The sequence below is a fragment of the Allobranchiibius sp. CTAmp26 genome (genome assembly GCF_017565405.1).
Taxonomy (GTDB): domain Bacteria; phylum Actinomycetota; class Actinomycetes; order Actinomycetales; family Dermatophilaceae; genus Allobranchiibius.
Genome location: NZ_JAGEKR010000021.1, coordinates 38,338 through 55,419, shown reverse-complemented (window position 1 = coordinate 55,419; position 17,082 = coordinate 38,338). Strand labels below are relative to the sequence as shown.

General features: G+C 66.8%; 16 protein-coding genes. 7 read left to right on the top strand and 9 right to left on the bottom strand.

Annotation, left to right across the window (positions count from 1 at the left end):
• Window positions 1-437: 437 nt before the first annotated feature.
• A complete protein-coding gene (locus J4030_RS15315; protein ID WP_208050100.1) occupies window positions 438-887 on the bottom strand; it encodes an SRPBCC family protein in 450 nt (149 codons plus the stop codon).
• Between the two features lie 87 nt (window positions 888-974).
• Between J4030_RS15315 and J4030_RS15310 the strand changes: the two genes are divergently transcribed.
• The gene (locus tag J4030_RS15310; protein ID WP_243763441.1) at window positions 975-2,594 is read left to right on the top strand and encodes an NAD(P)/FAD-dependent oxidoreductase; all 1,620 of its coding nucleotides are present in this window, start codon (window positions 975-977) and stop codon (window positions 2,592-2,594) included.
• Between the two features lie 323 nt (window positions 2,595-2,917).
• The gene (locus J4030_RS15305) at window positions 2,918-3,547 is read left to right on the top strand and encodes a hypothetical protein (RefSeq protein WP_208050099.1); all 630 of its coding nucleotides are present in this window, start codon (window positions 2,918-2,920) and stop codon (window positions 3,545-3,547) included.
• A gap of 414 nt (window positions 3,548-3,961) precedes the next feature.
• Here the strand turns inward: J4030_RS15305 and J4030_RS15300 are convergent, their stop codons facing one another.
• Entirely contained in the window at window positions 3,962-4,630 is a 669-nt protein-coding gene (locus J4030_RS15300; protein WP_208050098.1) for an HAD family hydrolase, read from the bottom strand.
• Between the two features lie 317 nt (window positions 4,631-4,947).
• On the opposite strand from J4030_RS15300, the gene J4030_RS15295 reads away from it, so the two are divergent.
• From J4030_RS15295 to J4030_RS15275, 5 genes are all read left to right on the top strand, one after another.
• A complete protein-coding gene (locus J4030_RS15295; protein WP_208050097.1) occupies window positions 4,948-5,157 on the top strand; it encodes a hypothetical protein in 210 nt (69 codons plus the stop codon).
• Window positions 5,158-5,714: 557 nt separating this feature from the next.
• Window positions 5,715-6,251: a hypothetical protein gene (locus tag J4030_RS15290; RefSeq protein ID WP_208050096.1), complete on the top strand. Its 537-nt coding sequence runs from the start codon at window positions 5,715-5,717 to the stop codon at window positions 6,249-6,251.
• Between the two features lie 30 nt (window positions 6,252-6,281).
• Window positions 6,282-6,968 carry a DUF4142 domain-containing protein gene (locus J4030_RS15285; protein WP_208050095.1) on the top strand — a complete coding sequence of 229 codons (687 nt, stop codon included), beginning with the start codon at window positions 6,282-6,284 and terminating at the stop codon, window positions 6,966-6,968.
• Window positions 6,969-6,979: 11 nt separating this feature from the next.
• Complete coding sequence (locus tag J4030_RS15280; protein ID WP_208050094.1) at window positions 6,980-7,618, top strand: class F sortase; 639 nt, start codon at window positions 6,980-6,982, stop codon at window positions 7,616-7,618.
• A gap of 547 nt (window positions 7,619-8,165) precedes the next feature.
• Window positions 8,166-8,666: a hemerythrin domain-containing protein gene (locus tag J4030_RS15275; protein WP_208050093.1), complete on the top strand. Its 501-nt coding sequence runs from the start codon at window positions 8,166-8,168 to the stop codon at window positions 8,664-8,666.
• A gap of 1,168 nt (window positions 8,667-9,834) precedes the next feature.
• On the opposite strand, the gene J4030_RS15270 is transcribed toward J4030_RS15275, so the two are convergent.
• The 7 genes from J4030_RS15270 to J4030_RS15245 all read right to left on the bottom strand — a co-directional run bounded on the left by J4030_RS15270 (window position 9,835) and on the right by J4030_RS15245 (window position 17,080).
• On the bottom strand, window positions 9,835-10,884 hold the full coding sequence (locus J4030_RS15270) for a hypothetical protein (RefSeq protein WP_208050092.1): 1,050 nt from the start codon (window positions 10,882-10,884) through the stop codon (window positions 9,835-9,837).
• 24 nt (window positions 10,885-10,908) lie between these two features.
• A complete protein-coding gene (locus J4030_RS15265) occupies window positions 10,909-12,036 on the bottom strand; it encodes a tyrosine-type recombinase/integrase (RefSeq protein WP_208050091.1) in 1,128 nt (375 codons plus the stop codon).
• 116 nt (window positions 12,037-12,152) lie between these two features.
• The gene (locus tag J4030_RS15260; protein WP_208050090.1) at window positions 12,153-12,779 is read right to left on the bottom strand and encodes a hypothetical protein; all 627 of its coding nucleotides are present in this window, start codon (window positions 12,777-12,779) and stop codon (window positions 12,153-12,155) included.
• 110 nt (window positions 12,780-12,889) lie between these two features.
• Window positions 12,890-13,549, bottom strand: a complete 660-nt coding sequence (locus J4030_RS15255; RefSeq protein WP_208050089.1) for a hypothetical protein — start codon at window positions 13,547-13,549, stop codon at window positions 12,890-12,892.
• The gene (locus J4030_RS15250) at window positions 13,546-15,003 is read right to left on the bottom strand and encodes a TraM recognition domain-containing protein (protein ID WP_307864725.1); all 1,458 of its coding nucleotides are present in this window, start codon (window positions 15,001-15,003) and stop codon (window positions 13,546-13,548) included. Before J4030_RS15250 ends, J4030_RS15255 begins: the two co-directional genes overlap by 4 nt.
• Entirely contained in the window at window positions 14,997-15,449 is a 453-nt protein-coding gene (locus tag J4030_RS18110) for a hypothetical protein (protein WP_243763440.1), read from the bottom strand. Before J4030_RS18110 ends, J4030_RS15250 begins: the two co-directional genes overlap by 7 nt.
• Window positions 15,450-15,508: 59 nt before the next feature.
• Complete coding sequence (locus tag J4030_RS15245) at window positions 15,509-17,080, bottom strand: M23 family metallopeptidase (RefSeq protein WP_208050087.1); 1,572 nt, start codon at window positions 17,078-17,080, stop codon at window positions 15,509-15,511.
• Window positions 17,081-17,082 lie beyond the last annotated feature (2 nt).

The window sequence follows — 17,082 nt, the reverse complement described above, 5'->3', positions numbered from 1 at the left end:
CGCCCAGCGCATCGAACACACTCTGGCGCAGCCGCCGCGTGCGGTGGTCGGCGTACAACTTCATGAGGGGTGCTCTTTCTGCGACGGCCCGCAGCGAGGACTGGCCGAAAGTGACGAATCGGACCACACACGCCACTCAGCGCGTACACCGTATAGGCCTTTGCCTACACCGTATACCCCTGGAATGGGCGACGACCGCCGAACACCTTGACCGGCAACCCCGCGAACCGGCGTTGCACAACGCTTACGGCAAGCTCCGCCTTGGAGGTCACCGTGGTGACAGCCCAGCAGCCATCCGTTATGCCGCAGTTCCAGCACGCACCGAAACGGTCCATACGTCACCCGATGCATCGCACACCCAGCGCGTTTGCTCCCTTGACGTTGCCGCTGGAGAGCGGAACACACCGACATTGCCGGCGGTTTTCCCGGTGGGGTCGCTAGTGCTGCGGTGGGGGTGTGGTGCGGCGTTCCACGAGGGTCGCGAGCCGGTTCAGTGCTTCGATGTTGCGGCGATGGATGGCAGCTGCTGTAAGGGGGTTGTGCATCCACCGGCCCGGTCCCTGGACGGGCGTCTCGTCCATGTCAACCTCGCACGCGGCGCCCTGCGGGTGCAGGCGCAACTCGATGCGGGCCTGACCTAACGGGCCGCCCTTGGCTTGCAGGACCAGCAGCGTCGGTGGCTGGCTCTCCAGAACTACGGTCTCATCACGGGTGACCACGGGCCAGACACCACTGGCATGGAACAGTTTCGACCCGACCTGTGGCCAAGTGCTCTGCACGGCGCGCATGTGCGAGGTGCCCACTACCCAGTTGCTGTAGAGCCACCCGTCGCCGAGTACCGCGAACACCTCATCGGGCGTTGCCTGGATCGTGTGAGTGACCGTCATCGTCGTGTCCTTCCGGTCGGCCTGGCCGTGTCACGGACCACGCGGTGGCCCGGTTCGAGCAAAGCCATTTCAGCGTAGCGTGGGCGGATGAGCCTTCTGGGAGCGTCTAGAGGTCAGCGCGGCAGCGGCCCAGACGCCATCGTGGTGGGCGCAGGGCACAACGGTCTGGTCGCCGCGAACATCCTTGCCGACGCAGGGTGGGACGTTGTGGTGTGCGAGGCGACCCCGCACGTGGGAGGCGCAGTGCGCTCGGCGGAGGTGGTGCACGAGGGGTACGTGTCGGACCTGTTCAGCGCGTTCTACCCGCTGGCCGCAGCCTCACCGGTGCTGACTGCGCTGAACCTGGATGAGCACGGACTGACCTGGTCGCACGCTCCCGCAGTCCTGTCCCACATCTTTCCCGATGGCCGCTGCGCCACGTTGTCACGTGACCTGAACACGACAGCGTCATCCGTGGGCGGCTTCGACTCCCGCGACGGCGACGCCTGGATGAAGCTGGTCGCAGAGTGGGAGACGGTTCGCGAGCCTCTACTCAGTGCACTGTTCACGCCGTTCCCGCCAATAGCACCGGCAGTCAACATCGTTCGTGCGCTCCGGTTGGGTGGCACTGTGCGGTTGGCGCGCCTCGCGGCCCTCACAGTGCGGCGGTTGGCCGATGAGAGGTTTCACGGCGCCGGCGCCGGAATGCTGCTCGCCGGTAACGCACTGCACGCCGACCTCAACCCCGACAGCGCCGGCAGCGCCCTCTACGGATGGTTGCTGACGATGGTGGGCCAAAGTTACGGATTCCCCGTCCCGGTCGGTGGTGCGGGGCGCTTGACGCAGGCCCTCGCCGACCGGCTCCGGGCGCGCGGTGGTCAGGTGCGCACGGACTGCCCGGTGCGGGACATCGTGACCAGCGGCGGCGTCGCGACGGGCGTCCGACTGCGCGGAGGGGAACACATCAACGCCCGGCGAGCCGTACTCGCCGACATCGGTGCACCCCTGCTCTATCGGGATCTGCTGGCCGACACGCCCCTTCCCCCGCGGCTCATGGATGACCTGGACAACTTTCAATGGGACACCCCTACGTTGAAGGTCGATTGGGCGCTATCGGGTCCCGTGCCCTGGGCCAACCCGGCAGCTGCCGGATCCGGCACGGTGCACCTGGGGGTCGACCTGGACGGGTTATCGACGTACGCCTCAGAACTGTCTCGACGTCGCGCCCCCTCTCAACCGTTCGTGTTGTTGGGACAGATGACGACCAGTGACGCCAGCCGCTCACCTGCCGGCACCGAATCCGCTTGGGGCTACACCCATCTGCCACCCGGAGCGGGTGACGATCCGGATGTAGTGGCCGAGCAGGTTGATCGCGTCGAACAGGCCGTGGAGCGCGTGGCCCCCGGTTTCGGCCGCAGCATCATCGGACGATACGTGCAATCACCCCCGGTGCTACAGGATGAGAATCCCAACCTGGTGTCAGGGGCCATCAACGGTGGGACGGCGCAACTGCACCAGCAACTGGTGTTCCGGCCGGTGCCGGGATTGGGCGGTGCCGCGACGGTCATCGACCGGCTCTACCTCGCCGGTTCATCCGCTCACCCCGGTGGCGGCGTACACGGAGCACCGGGCGCCAATGCCGCACGCGCTGCCCTCGCCCGTAACCAACGCACCGGGCCACTTCGGCGACGCGTAACTGCCGCAGCACTGGACCGCTTATACCGCTGACCATCCCAAGCGTCACGCCGGCCGCAGATAAACTCAACGGCAGAGAGCGAAGCCGTTGATAAACAAATTCCTGTTCGGGCCATGTCGTCGCGGTGCTCGAAGACCGCATGTGGCGGCGACCGCCTCTTCGATCTGAACAGGGTGCAACCCTGTACCGATCAAGCGGCTACCCCAAACGAACGGGAACTGAACGGCAGTCCCCCTCTTGTTTCAGGCGCACTTCAAAGACATTTTCCCGAAGTACCCTTCAGACCACCTCGGTACGGGCAAACCTCGCCGTGTGACTACAAACTGTCACCTGTTTGCGCGGGCAGGTGGGCCCTGTGCTGGGACGACTCGACCGGTACACCCGACCAGAGATCCGCCTGGACGACCTCGTACAGGTCGGCGGCCACCAGGTCGACGCGGTCGTGCAGTACGGGCGTCTGGGCGCCGGCAACCTGGTCAGTCTGAGATTGCACGATCTGCCGCAGGTGCGCGCCGACGTCGACGCCGGCGAAATCCACACCGGCACCGGGCACGGACTGACGACACGGGTGGAGAACCTGCCCGCCCAGCTCGACCGAGTCCTGGCCAGCACCGGGGCCGAACTGGAACAGACCCGCGCCGAGCTGGCCGCGGCACGTGACGGGCTCGGCGCCCCGTTCCCGCAGGCTGCCGAACTGGTCGCTGCTCGAGAGCGCGTTGCCGACCTGGAGGTCCAACTGCACCGGACATCCTCAGATGCCAGCGTTCCTGCGGCCGCCGATGCCGTAGCCGACCCAGCGGCGCCCGAGACGGACCACGACGACACCTCAATCACCCAGCAGCGGCAGGTCAACGCCGAGGGAATGCGCAAGGTCCGCGAACACATTGCCCAGCTCCGCGAAGGTCAAGCAGGCTCGAGCACCCACGACCGGTACGAGCACGACCACGATCAACCCACCCGGTCCACCCACCACGGACTCACCTGACCAGACGCGTGGCGCGTTCCTCTGCGCACGCCTGCGCAGGGCGGCGTTCCTAGTCGGGCTGATCGTTGGCCCAACCTGTCCCGCCATGTCCAGACCTCAGGACAGAAGTGGGCATCTAGAACGAAACGGACCCTAGATGCCCACGAATCGGGCACCGGCCCAACTGTGCATCTGGGGTACTCAGATGTACACGCTCTTGGGCGATGTGGGCCCGCGGTCGCTGCACCTTTAGGGGCGAGGACCGGTAGTTGGGTGTCGGCGCGCTTTCAAGTCACCACGTTACGGATGTTGCTCGCCCCGCCCTCGACGGCGTGATGCTTGGGCGCCCGAGGTGGTCGGTCATTTCCTCCTGGAGCGCTGTTGCCAGCAAGGTCGCGGTGATCGACTTCAGCAGCCCGTCCGGGCCGGCGAAGCTCATGCGAGCTCTGCGAGCAGCGAGGACTGCAGCCGGGCGAGCAGGTCGGCAGGATCCTGGTAGATCTCGACAGCACCGGCGCTGCGCAGGTGTTCCTCGGCGATGCCGCCGGACAACAGTGCCACACAGGGCAGTCCGGCGCGCTCGGCGGCCTCGACGTCCCACACCGTGTCGCCGACGACGGCCGTACGCGCGGGGTCCAGCCGGTGTTCATCCAAGGCCTTGGTCAGCAGATCCGGTGCGGGTTTGGAGGCTTCGACATCACCAGAGGTGATGGCTCCCTGCAGGACGTTGTGGGTGCCGATGACCGGCAGCATCCAGTCCAAGTCCGACTTCGCGCCGCTGGTCGCGAGGACGACGGTCAGGCCGGCGTCACGACACCCCGCGAGCAGGTCGGCCGCGTGGGGAAAGGCCCGCACCTGGTCCTGGTACGGCGCGTACAGCTGCGAGTGCCGCTCGACGACCTCCTTGTTCTCCTCGCCGGTGAGGTGGCTGACGAGCTGGGCGCTGCCGATGCCGACGGCCCCGTGGATCTGGGTCATGGAGACGTCGTCGTACCCGGCCTCTTGCAACGCCTTCCACCACGTGAAGACGTGCAGGTAGTTCGTGTCGAGCAGGGTGCCGTCCACGTCGAAGAGGACGCCGGGCCGCAGATCGGGATCGCTCATCACCCGAGGCTAACCGCTGCGCGTCTGCATTCATGAGCTCAGAAGAGCTGCGCCGACGACTGGGACCCGGGGGGGGTACGCCCAACTCCAGGCCAAGACGTAGATAGATCATCCCAACGGCCCTGGTCACATTGTGTTGAGATCAACCGACGCTTGCCCTGACCGCTTCGTCTGTCGGCGGCGCAGCACGTATCGGCATGTTTTCGCTGCGCGAGCCGGTCCACACCGGTAGGTAACCGTCGGTGCCCGACACGCAACTCCTGGTTTGGAGTCCGAGCGGCGTTGCGGCGGTGCGAAGGTAGGCATAGCTTCAATGGATGACCAACGAAGAAGCCCCCAGCGGAGACGACCACCAGCCGCAGGTCGACCAGCAGGATGGTGGGCCTGGATCCCACACTGAAGACGGTTCGGGTGGGTCGAGCAACGATGTTGCCAGTGGCGGCAGCCAAGAAGGCGAAACCACAGCCACGGATGCTCGCGATGGTGCCGGTGACACCTCCGATGACGCCGACGCTGCGGGCGGCTGAACTTAGGCGAGTTTGGTGCATTGCCGCTGGGCGGTTCCCGACGGGCAGGATCCACGATGTCGGCGCACCTTGAAGGTGCGCCGACATCATGCAGGACAAACCCCAACAGCGACCTCTTAACAAGCGAGCCCCTTCAGCATCGGAGGAGCATCCTGAACCCAGGGGTATTGACGAAGCAGCCGACAGGCCAGCGACGCGGCCCCCAGTCGCGGAAGTAGGGCTGCAGAACGGGCCGGTTCAGCGCTGATGCTTCCCGGCAGGGTCTTTTACCCACGCTGAATTGAAGCTCCTCCAGCAACGCTCCACGTCGTCGGTGGCAGCTACAAGGCCTTCATTGGTTGGTGCTCTGACCACATCAGGGTCGCGTCGTCAGCTGGCCTGCGTCGCTGCCGCCCTGCCGACTTAGCGTGCCGCGGGCATCACTACTTAGGCCTGCTGCACATTAACTTGCGTGCGGGCGGTGTGGGACCGGCGAGGGGCGGGTACCAGACAGGCAGCAGCGCTTCGCAGGACCACCTTCGAGGTCTGCACCACTCGACGACAGAAATGTGAAAACCGTGTCTGATGGAACCAATCTGCTTTCTCGAGCAGCACACGACCTTTCTCTGGCCACCTGGTTCGGAGGGTCCCTGATGGGGGCGGTGGGCCTCAACGGTGCGACCGCGAAGGCCAAGGACCCCTCCGAACGACTTCGTCTCTCGACGCTGGGTTGGGCGCGGTGGACCCCCGTGCAGATCGCCGCCGCCGGTATCCACACCGTCGGCGGTCTCGGACTGATACTCGGCAACAGCAAGCGGGTGGCCAACGACTCCGGCTCGCGGGCCAACACGATTGCCAAGACTGTGCTGACCGTCGCGGCGATGGGCGCGACCGGGTATTCCGGTTATCTCGGCTCCAAGATCGGCAAGCACGCCGGCCACGGCGGCGCAGGTGCCACCGAACCGTCTGGCGACGCGCCCAAGGAGCTGGCGTCCGCGCAGAAGCAGCTGGCTGTCGTGCAGTGGGTCACCCCGGCCCTCACTGGCGTCCTGGTCGTCCTCGGCGCCGAGCAGGGCGAACAGCAGCGTGGGCTGCGCGGCCTGCTCGACGTCTGAATTTTTCCCCTCTCACATAGGAGTCTGATCATGTCGACGCATCGCACCCGCTACATCACACTTACTGGGGCCTCACTCGCTATCGCGGCGACCTGCATTCCCGCGACCGCCTTCGCGGCAACGTCCCCGAGTACGGCCGACAAGACCTTCGTCGCGGCCAACGAGCAGGTCAACCTGGCCGAGATCGCCATTAGCCAACTGGTGATGACCCACTCGTCGTCGGCCGCCGTGCACACCCTCGCGCAGAAGACGGTGTCGGACCATATGGCCGCCAAGGCCAAGCTGATGGCGGTGGCCGGCAAGCTCGGTCTGACCTTACCGACCGCGCCGAACGCCATGCAGCAGGCTCAAGCCGCCCAGCTGAAGGGGTTGACCGGGTCCTCGTTCGACCAGCTCTACCTGCGTGACCAGGTCGCTGGACACAAGATGTCGATCGCTGGGACCAACACCGAGATCAGCACCGGCTCCAGCACGTCGGTCGTGAGCTACGCGCGCGCTTACCTCCCGGTCGCGCAGATGCATCTGAGCATGGCGCAGGCCGACCTCGCGGCCATTTCCGGTGGTGGCCCAGGCTCTGTGCAGGCCGGCTCGGGCGGGCAGGCCGCCACCAACGGCAGCACCGACCTGAGGCTGGGCTGGAGCGCAGGCGCCGTGGGTTTGGCGCTGCTGGGTGGCGGAGCGGTGTACGCCGACCGCAGGCGGCGCGCACTGCAGTGAGACCGCTGCTGATGCTCGGGGCCGGACTGCTCGTCGCTGCGGTCGGCGTCGAAAGCGTCGCACTGTCGCACTATTCGGCGCACGCCGTCCCGCGCGACTTCGGGTCGGTGGCGTCCTCGGCAGCGACGCCGCCGGGTCCGACGAGCACGTCATCGCTTCCTGCGCCGGGGATCGTCCCGGTGCAGGACGCGGGTTCTCCCGCTGCCCCGGTGCGCATCACGATCCCCTCGCTGCACGTCTCCGCGCCGCTAATGAAGGTTGAGCTGGACGCCGTCAGCTCGCTTGTCGTGCCGCAGGATCCGCACGTCGTCGGGTGGTGGCAGGCCAGTGCGCTGGCCGGATCACAGATCGGCACCACGGTGTTGGACGGTCACGTCGACACCGCGGAACAGGGACCCGGCACGTTGTTCCACCTGCAGGACCTCCCCGCGGGCGCCACGATCGTCCTGCGCGCCGCGAACGGCCATTACTACACCTACCGGGTCACGACCCGGCGGGTCCTGAAGAAGTCCACTGGTCTGTCGGCCCGCCTTTTCAGCCCCACTGCTCCGGGGACGCTCGCCGTCGTCACGTGCGGTGGGCCGTTCGATCGCGCGACGCACCACTACCTCGACAACATCGTGGTCCTTGCCCGCCCGGTGGCAGGTTGAGCCGGCCGTACGCCGGCGCCGCGCCCGTAGAGGTAGGCACCGCCATCAAGCAGGTCCTGAGGGGGGGGTCTTACCGGCGTCAAAATCTCTCCCGCTCTCCAACGTACGGCCCTGGCGATCTCGATGATCAGAGGTTGAGGACATGGCTCGTCGCTTGTCCTGGCTCGGATCGACCATAGGCACCACACCGTTTTTTGGTCTCTTGTTGTTGATCCCCGGTGTCCGCGCCCGTCTTGCGCGGGTGGGAGTCGCTGCCTGGTCACACCAAGGAGTGGTACCGCGTGGACGCGCGTTGCGCCCTGATGAAACGCCGCCGGAAGTAGTACACCTCGGCCGGCGTCATGGACCACTCCTCCCGTCTCCACGATGTGTGGCGGTCAGCACCGACCACGATCGGACAGCTCAACCGACGCGAGCAGTTCACGTGAGTTCGCTGTGCCGCGAGGGGTGCGCGTGCACGGTTGGTCTGAGCCCAGCCGCCCATTAAGTAGCTAGTGTCAGCGACAGACCTGCAGTCCGCGTACCGCTGTCATAAGGGAGATCGCTCATGAGCTCAGATGCCATCGTTCTACTCAAAGACGACCACAAGCAGATCAAGAAGCTGTTCCGGCAGTTCCAGGACGCCGGTGAAAACGCTACGAAGACCAAGGGTGACCTGGTCACCAAGATCGTTGAGGCCCTGACGGTGCACACCTACCTAGAGAACGAGGTGATGTACCCCGAGGTGCGCCGCCTGCTGCCGGACCTGGAGGACGACGTGCTCGAGTCCTACGAGGAGCACCACGTCGCGGACGTGCTGTGCATGGAGTTGTTCAGCATGCAGCCCTCGGACGAACGGTTTGACGCCAAGACGACCGTCCTCATCGAGAACGTCACCCACCACATCGATGAGGAGGAGAAGGACTGGTTCCCGAAGGTTCGCGGGGGCTTGAGCCGAAAAACGCTGCAGGACATTGGTGCTCAGATGGCCAAGATGAAGGACAAGGCGCTGCGATCACCGGCTCAGCCATCGGCGCTGAAGAAGACCGTCGACGCCATCATCAAGTAGTCAGTCGCTTCCCGCCCGTTCCGCGCACCGGGTTACGATCACCGGAATCGACGCTGCGTTATCAGTGCTGGTCGACCGTGACTGTCTCAGGCCGAGCTGCGCCCTGCGTCATCCTTCAGTGGCGAAGGCGCGAGCGGCGGCGATCGCTGCCGGACCAGCTTGGTCGAGCCGCTGCTCGCGCAGCACCTGGGCCGGCGCGATGTCCTCCAGCTGAGGGGCTCAACCTGGCGCCAGAGCGAGTACTACTACGAGTACCGGTATGCCTACCGGCCAGAAGTGACGTTCATCGACGACAAGATGCTCGTGCGAGACATGCGCCAAGCGGTCGCCGTACGGCGACTTAGTTAGGTCGATTGGGGGGAAGTTCGGCCGGTCAGCAGTGATCGAGCGCCTCAGCTTCGGCCTGCTCGATGGCTGAATCCATGTCATCGGCCCGCCACAGCGTGATGCGCTCTTCATACACCTGATCGTCACCAAACTGCAGTCGGAACACACACCCACCAACACCCAGCCGCTGAACTTCATTGGGGCAGTCTCGCCGGGCCGAATCGCGCCGCCTGCGTGGTTTGGAGCTGACATCGGCTGCGTTAAACGAGCTCGACGCCGCCCGCCACGGCACCTGGCTTTTCCGGCCACCGCACGATCCCGCCGAGGAGGAAGCCCGGGCTGAGCCACGTCGGGGCGGAGGCGAGGGAGCACACCAGACGGCCATGATGCCGATGGCCGTCAGCACACCGCCGGTGATCAGGGTCCGCTGACCGGGTATGTGCCTTCGATTTTGTAGGACATCGCAGCCCGTCGAATCACGGCTTCTTCCTCGGGCGCCTTGGCGGTCACTGCGACTCCTTAGTGTCACGGTCAGGGCCGGTGTGCGCGCCGGCGTGTTGGACGGGCCGGTGCTGGCACGGGCACGACGCGTACATCAGCTGCGTGCATTTGGCGTCGTCGCAGTCATCGGCGGTGTGACCGGGCACCTGGCACGGTTCGCAGATCATCGGCCACTCCCCCGTTGCCCCCGGCCCACCATGAGCGACACCGCGAACACTGTCGCGACCAGACCGATAAGGATTGCCGTGTCGATCGCGAGGGCCGGTGCGTTCATCACCACCAGCACGATCCCGCACAGCGCGCCCAGCACGCCCAGCGCGCCGGCCCTGATCTGATCGTCCTAGCGTCGTCGAGATCTCGTATCGTCATTCATCGCTGGGGCTCCTCCCCCGGTAGGGCCTGGCGGGGGATCACGCACCCGCCAGGCCATCCTCGTCGCAGCATCCGACAAATCCGCCCGACCTGATGAGTGACCACTTGAGTAACTACTTTTCGAAGTTGCGGGACCGTCCCCTGGCCACGGCTTCCCGTCCTCGACCCGGTCGAGCACGGCGTCCAAGCGATCAAGGGCCTCGTCGATGGCACGCAATTCGTCGTAACGGTCACGTGGGGTAGGCGCAGGTGCGGCCGGTCCGTGCGGTGCGCGAGGGCTCTCGCTCTGGTCTGATAGCACTGGGGCTGCCGTGGGTTGAATCCGGTCGCGCAGGATGGTGGTAATGGTGCGCGTCGTGACCGGATAGCGCAGGTCGGGGGTGCCAGCACGGTCGATGGGCGGGATCAGGGTGGCTGTGTGGTGCCACCTGTCGGGGACCTCAATGGCGCAGTCGTGGGTGCGGGCGTTCACCGGGGTGTCTTCCACCAGCAGTTCCAGGGCACGCCACTGTGCGTCGTGCAGCTGTGCTCGCCACGCCGACAAAGCGCGCAGCCATCGGGTCAGAGCGCAGGCGGGGCAGCGCAGTCCGTGGTTGGGGTCGTAGTCCAGGTCCTGGCCACCGATCGCGGGCAGCGGGTAGGTGGCCACATCTGCGGGGGTGAGCGCGGCGATCTGTGCGGGGGTCATGCCCAGGGAGATGGCCACGATGACCAGGGCGTCGCGACGCCCGCGGAACCCGTGGGGAAACCCGTACACGGGAATGGTGTGCAGCACGTCCCCAACCGCTGACCGCTCGAGCACCGGCGGTGGTGGTGCAGGCCGTTCCGGTTCTCCGGTGATGCGGACGCGTTCGCGGAGGTGAGCCGCGCGGATCGCGCTGATCCGCCGCGCGGCGGTCGAGGGTGCGCAGGGGATATCGGCCAAAAACGCGCGCACGTCGTCCCATTGAGCAGGGATGGGTGGCGAACCCCTGGTGGCGGACCACCAGGTCCACAGGTCCCAGTCGTGCGTCGTCATCAGCCGCTTGTCCGTCGTGGGTGGTTAGAGGCCGAGGGCGTGGACGGCGTTGCCGTCGCTGGGATTGTTGCGCCGGCGGTAGACCGCGACGGATTCGTGGGTGCGGTGCGCGGTTTGTTGCTGGATGGCCATGATGTCCGCGCCGCCCTTGTCGGCGGTGGTGACAAACCCGGCCCGCAGACTGTGCGAGGAATAGCCCTCGGTCGGTAGGTCCGCTGCGCGCCGTGCGCGGGTGACGATATCGGTGACAACCTCACTGGACATGCGGTCGGAAAGGCGCCCGGTGCGGTGCACCGCGGTGAAGAGACGGTCTGCGCCGTGGCCCGGTAGGCGTGACTCCAGCGGGATCGCCTCGCTCCGAATTGGGCCCGTGCCGGGTGGGGTGCCGCACACGTGCACCGGTGTGTTTGTGGTCGGCTGCCAGGCCAGCACCACGGACATGGCTGCTGTGGTTTCCCTGGCACCACGGTGCCGGGCCACCGTCGACGGCGCCAGCAACGTCTCATCCACACCGGGTGGGGGATGGCCCGCGGCCCAGATCGCGCACCGCAGGGTGATCCACCGGTGCAACGCGCACGGCGCGCACAACGCCGGCTCCAAATCCGCCCTCGGGAGAACCACGGTGTGCCCTTGCCCGCCCTGGTCGGTCTTGGATACCGGGATCCGCACCTGGACATGGTCGACGCACCAGGTCACGTCATGCACGCGGATGTTCGCGATCTCCCCCGACCGGCGGGCACCGACCCACCCGACTAGCAACACCGCCGCGTCCCGCCGGGCGGCAACACCCGCGGGCCAATGACACATATCCATTCGATGCATCATTGCCACCAGATCAGACCGAGACAACGGACACGCCTGCTTCCGCGCCGGGGTAGACCGATCCGCAGCGCGCCGGCGGCGGATCGCTGACAGTGTCCGTCGTACCAGCACCGTCTGACCCGGTACCACCAACTCCGGCCGCTCATCAGAGGCCGCCCGATGCACCGCGTCGATCCCGGCGACCCACCGCGACAACGTCGACGCCGCATACGGCCCCACGCCGCCCGGACGCTCTACCCGGGATGCCTCCTGGAGGTACGCCGCGACATCTGCAGCGACCGCGGGGAAGCTCACGAACCCGGTGCGATCACACCAGGCCTGCCAGCGCACCCAATCTCGCTGATACGCCTCACGAGTCGCGGGCGCCTCAGCATCGAGAAGGAGTGCCCGTAACGCGGCCTGATCTACCTGACCCGATGACAATTGGGTCGGCGGCGATGCGGCAATCATCCCCATCGGTGCGCCAACGTCTCGACGGCCTGTGCAGTCAGTTTCGCTGCGTCCTCGGTCGACTGAACATTTCTGTTCGTGCTGGTCGAATCACGAAACAGGTCCAGTGTCAGGTCGTAGCGGTCGTCATAGACCCTCGGACCACCCCACCGGCGGGATCGGCCCTCGTAGCTGATGTGAACCGTGAGGTCGTTGGGCGCATCTTCACGATTGCCGTTGCCCACCACCTGGGCGTACAGATTCCGTAGTTCAGCGCCTGGAGCGATCGTGGGGTAGGCGCGGGCGAAACGTCGACTCAGGAACGCGAGCAAGACGTTTCCTGCGGCTTCGCTCCGCTCGGCAGGCGGCAGCTCAGGAGCAAACTGGACACGGACGTTGCGCGCCAGCGCACGGCCACGGTTGCTCACCACCAGCACCGTGGTGCCACGGACCAGCGGGAGCGTGCGCAACTCAGCCGACATCACGGGCCTGGAGGCTTCCTCGGCCGCCCGTGCTGTACGCGATATCCCCCAGACTGCCGCGATCGTACTGATGACCGCTGCAAGGGTTCCCACCACCGTGAGCACTACCTGCCAGGTGGCCGGTGGTGCGGTTTGGGCGGCAATCGACTCCCAGGACGTCATCTCAGCACTTTAGGCCATGATCGGGATAAGTGTGCTTATCCCGATCAAGGAGAACAGCTATTGCATTGATCGAGCCCACGCGCCAGAGTTTGGTGGGGCCGAGTTCAGGTCTAACGGGTGTCCAAGTTGTCGCTGATCTCGCCGGTGTCTAGGTCTACTGACACACGCCTGGTCGAGTTCTGGTGCGTGATTTCGTCGGTCTTCTGACCACGGGCGGTGGTCCTCGCATCGGCGTCGTAGACCCGTTGCCGGTCGCCCACCGACTGAGCGCCGAGTTGGCGGACGTAGCGGCTGCGCGCTGGCCAGACCTGATGACCCTCCTCGCAATGATCCTTCAGCCGGGACCGCATCCGGTCGCTAAACGCCGGCAGGGCGTAGCGACTCCACTCCTCCATCGCGTCACTGCTCAGAGCCGCGCCCGCTCGGCGGCGCTGGTCGGCCAAGAGGGCGATCTCCCGCACCAGGTGGGGGTGCTGCGGCCAGCAGGCAGGGATCATTGTGCTGACATCCCAGACGTACTCCCGGTTGAGCCATCGAACGACCAGCTCCAGCCACGCCCACAGCTGCACGCGCAGGTCGGAACGACGACACGTCGCGGGATCCCACGGGCGCGGAAGCTCACTGAGCGGACCGAGCGCGGCGACCTGGTCCTCGTTGCCCTGCGCGGCGATCGCCAACTCTCGGTAGGCCAGCCTCAGCAGGCGGCCGCCCTCGGGGAACGGCTGCACCATCGCGGCGGCCGCTGGCGGGTCCACGGCGTGTGCGTTCACGGCTGATTCCGGTGAGGCGTCAGGCCACGACGACGCGCTTCCGCGAGGGCAGCGTCAGCCCGGTCCTCCGGCGTGGCCGCCGCGCCGCGGGCCATCTCCACCGTCCTCCGCAACTCCTCCTGCCTCGCCAGAAGTCGTCGGCCCAGGGCTCCATCCGTACATCGGCTCAGCCGGGCGACGATGGGTTTGCCATTCTCGGCGATCACCAAGGCGTGCCGCTCCTGCAGTTGACGGATCTCCTCCGGCCGCAGGATCGGGATGTCTTCGCCGGAAGTGGTGCGGCCACCCCGCACACCGGTCTGCCAGCTGGTGCGCGCGACCCGGACCGTGCCGACCAGGTCACTGATCTCCTGATTGAACGCCACGTCCTTCGATCCGCCGAACAACACGAGCGTGTTCGTTAACCCAAACAGTGCCCGTGCGTCGTTCTCACCGAAGATCGACGACAGCTGACGCCAGGTCTGGGCGGCGTAGATGAACGACAACCCCAGAGCACGCTCGTTGGCCATCCGGGTCCGCAGGGTCGGCAGGGGCGCAGTGGACGGCAGCTCATCAAGGCAGGCTAGGAACGGTGGGCAGAGGCGTCCCCAGGCTGCGCGGTTAGCGACGGCAAGGGCCGTGTCCAGGACGTGTTCGGTGACTGCCGTCATCAGTGGCGAAGCACTGGCGTACGGGTCCTCCCGGCCGAGGAGATACATCGTGCCGCGCTGCTCAATGATCTGGGTGATGTCGGTGGCCGGCCGGTCCACTCCGGGGACACAGCGGCGACGGATGTCCTGCTGGAAGAACAGGCTCATGGACTGTTGCACGGTGGTAATGGTGTTACCCGCCGTTCGGTCATCCCCGTGCAGCGCACCGTGAAGTAGGCCGTGCCAGAACGGCGCAGCGTGCGGATGCTCGCGCAGGATCTCCGAAGGGTCAGTGGTGCTGAGCGGGCTGGCGACCCAGCGCAGCAGGTCCTCCAAAGTTCTGCCGGTCAGCGCCGCCGCGTGAAAGTAGGCCTGCAGCACTTTGGCCGCCTCCGCGGCGTAGAAACGCGCGGCCTCGTCTGCTTGGCCGCCCTGGATCGCCCCCTTCACCGTGCCAGCCGTGAAGGCCTTCGCACGGCGCTCGGCCAGCATGGAGTCCACGCACCCCGCCACCGGGTCGAACGTCAGCTCCGGCAGCCCGTCGGCCAGACCGAACGGGTCTAGCACGACGCAGGGCCGGCCGCGTCGACGGCGCTCTCCGATGCTGAGCAACAGGTCGTCGAGTTTGGTGAGCGTCACCAACGCTGCGCCGGGTGCCCCGAGCAGCGCCGGGACTAGCAGGTCCAGCGTCTTGCCGGAGCCCTGCGGTCCGATCACCCCCGCGGTGCGGTCCCAGGGTTGCCACAGTTCGCTGCCGCGCGGCTCGCGGGCGGCGCCGATCCTCCAGCCCACTTCGACGGGACGTACATGGCGCGCCTTCACCACGATCGCTTCCGGCCGTACAGGTCTGGCCGGATGACGGGTGCGACCGCGCGAAGGCGTGCGCGCCCCAACAACTGTTCCGCTTCGGCACGGCTTGCCATCCCCCGCAGCCGGGTGGGCCCCCAGCGGTCGGCCACCACCTTGGCGGCCCAGCACACCGTCGTGCCCAGCGTCAGCTCGACGGCGATTACACACCCCCATAGCAGGTGGGGGCTCGCGACGTGGTGCATCGTGGGTAGGCCGCCGTCGGCGTGACCTTCCAGGACGCCGGGGAGGCTCGTCACCAGGTGGGCGCTCGGTACCCACGCCCAGCCCGCACCGGAGAGCGCGTTGGCGCATGATCGGCCCAACTGTGCGCCGACGGTGAGCACCGCCAGGATCGCCAGAATGATCGCGGCGGGGATTTCCCAGGTCCATGGAATCGGATCTCGGCGGCGGGATCGTTGCATCGTGTCTCCTCCGTGGACTCGCCGACCCGAAGGGATGTGCAGCGTCCTGACGGCCATGTTCAGCCGCTGATGTTGCCGACCCGCCACACCTGGAAGATGTGCCTGGTCCGCAGGTCTTCGGCGTAGTCGCTCATTGCTACTCCGACCTGCGGGTTCTGCGCGCCGATCGCCGCATGCGTCGCAGGGTTGAGGACGATCTCCACATGTCTGATGACATTTGGTCCGAGGTAGGAGTCGAAGAACACCAGGTCCCCGGGTTTGGCGGCGCGGGGTGCGACGCGGAACCCGTTGCCTGCCGCCAGCCACTCCTGCTGTCCTTGCGCGGTTCGCGGCATGGTGATCCCGATCCGGCGGTAGGCCGCCGCGCTGAAGCTCGAGCAGTCCCACACGTGCGGACCATCGGCGCCCAGCACGTACCCATCGCCCCGATGCCGTTCGGCCCAGGTCAGCACCATCCCCACCCGTGAGGTGGCGATCGGCGGCAGTCCTGGGTTGCCGCTTCCCCGACCGGTGCCGCAGTCGATGGGGTCGCCGAGCACTTCGCCGCCGCCGTACGCGGCCGCGTAGAACAGGACGTCGTTCACGTACCAGGTGGCGTGGTTGTAGGCGAAGATCGCACGGCGGACGCCGTCTGTCCCATGGGTGACGCCGACCGCGGTGAGGTAGTTGGCGGCCGACATGGCGCTGTCCGCGTCGTCGGTGATGACCGCCCTTCCGTCGCCATCGCCGTCGACCCCGTACCGGGCCCAGGTGCTGGGCTCGAACTGCATGAGTCCCTCCGCGCCGGCCGACGAGGTCGCCTCGTTCCGGCCCTGCCCGGTCTCCTCCATGCCAATACCGGCCAGCAGCGTCCAGGGGATCTTGTACCGGGTCGCGGCGCGCTCAAAGTCGGCCTGGACCGCAGGAGGGATGGGCAGCGGTGGAGCGTGCACGGAATCCCGGCGGGGCTGGCCCGGTAGCGGGAGGGGGAAACCGATCCCGCCCTCACCGGCCGGGTCGGCCGGTGCGTGGTTCGCCGGTGGCGTCGCCGTTGACGGCGCGCTGGCCGGGACGGCCCGACCGTCCAGTGGCGCACCGTGCTGCCTCATGAAGGGAACGGGGTCGATGTATTTCCCGTCCTGCGCGACGCCGAAGTGCAGGTGGTCACCTGTCGAGTTCCCGGTCGACCCTTCCGCGCCGAGCCGTTGACCCATCGTCACCGTCGCACCGGCACGGACGGTCGGGTCTAGCCGCGCCAGGTGACCGTAGGTGGTGCTGATTCCGTCTCCGTCGTCCACCACGACGGCATTACCCAGGCCGCCATACGGACCGGCAACGCTGACCCTGCCGCTTGCCGCGGCCAGCACGGACCCCGGTGCGGGAAGCATCGCGATATCGACACCTTCGTGATAGGTCGACCCGATCCCACCGGGTGAGGGACGCGGCCCGAAGCCGGAGGTGATGACGTAGTGCTGCGCGGTGGGCACCCGCCAGGACCCGGTGGCCGTCGTCGGATCGCCCTGGCACTGTTGCGTTGCGATGACCTCCCCCGCCGCCGGTGATGCCACGACGACGACGAGGATCACCGCGAACAACGGCACAGCGGTCGTGAGGGTCACTGCCACCGCCAGGCCCAGGAGGAATTTCTTCATGG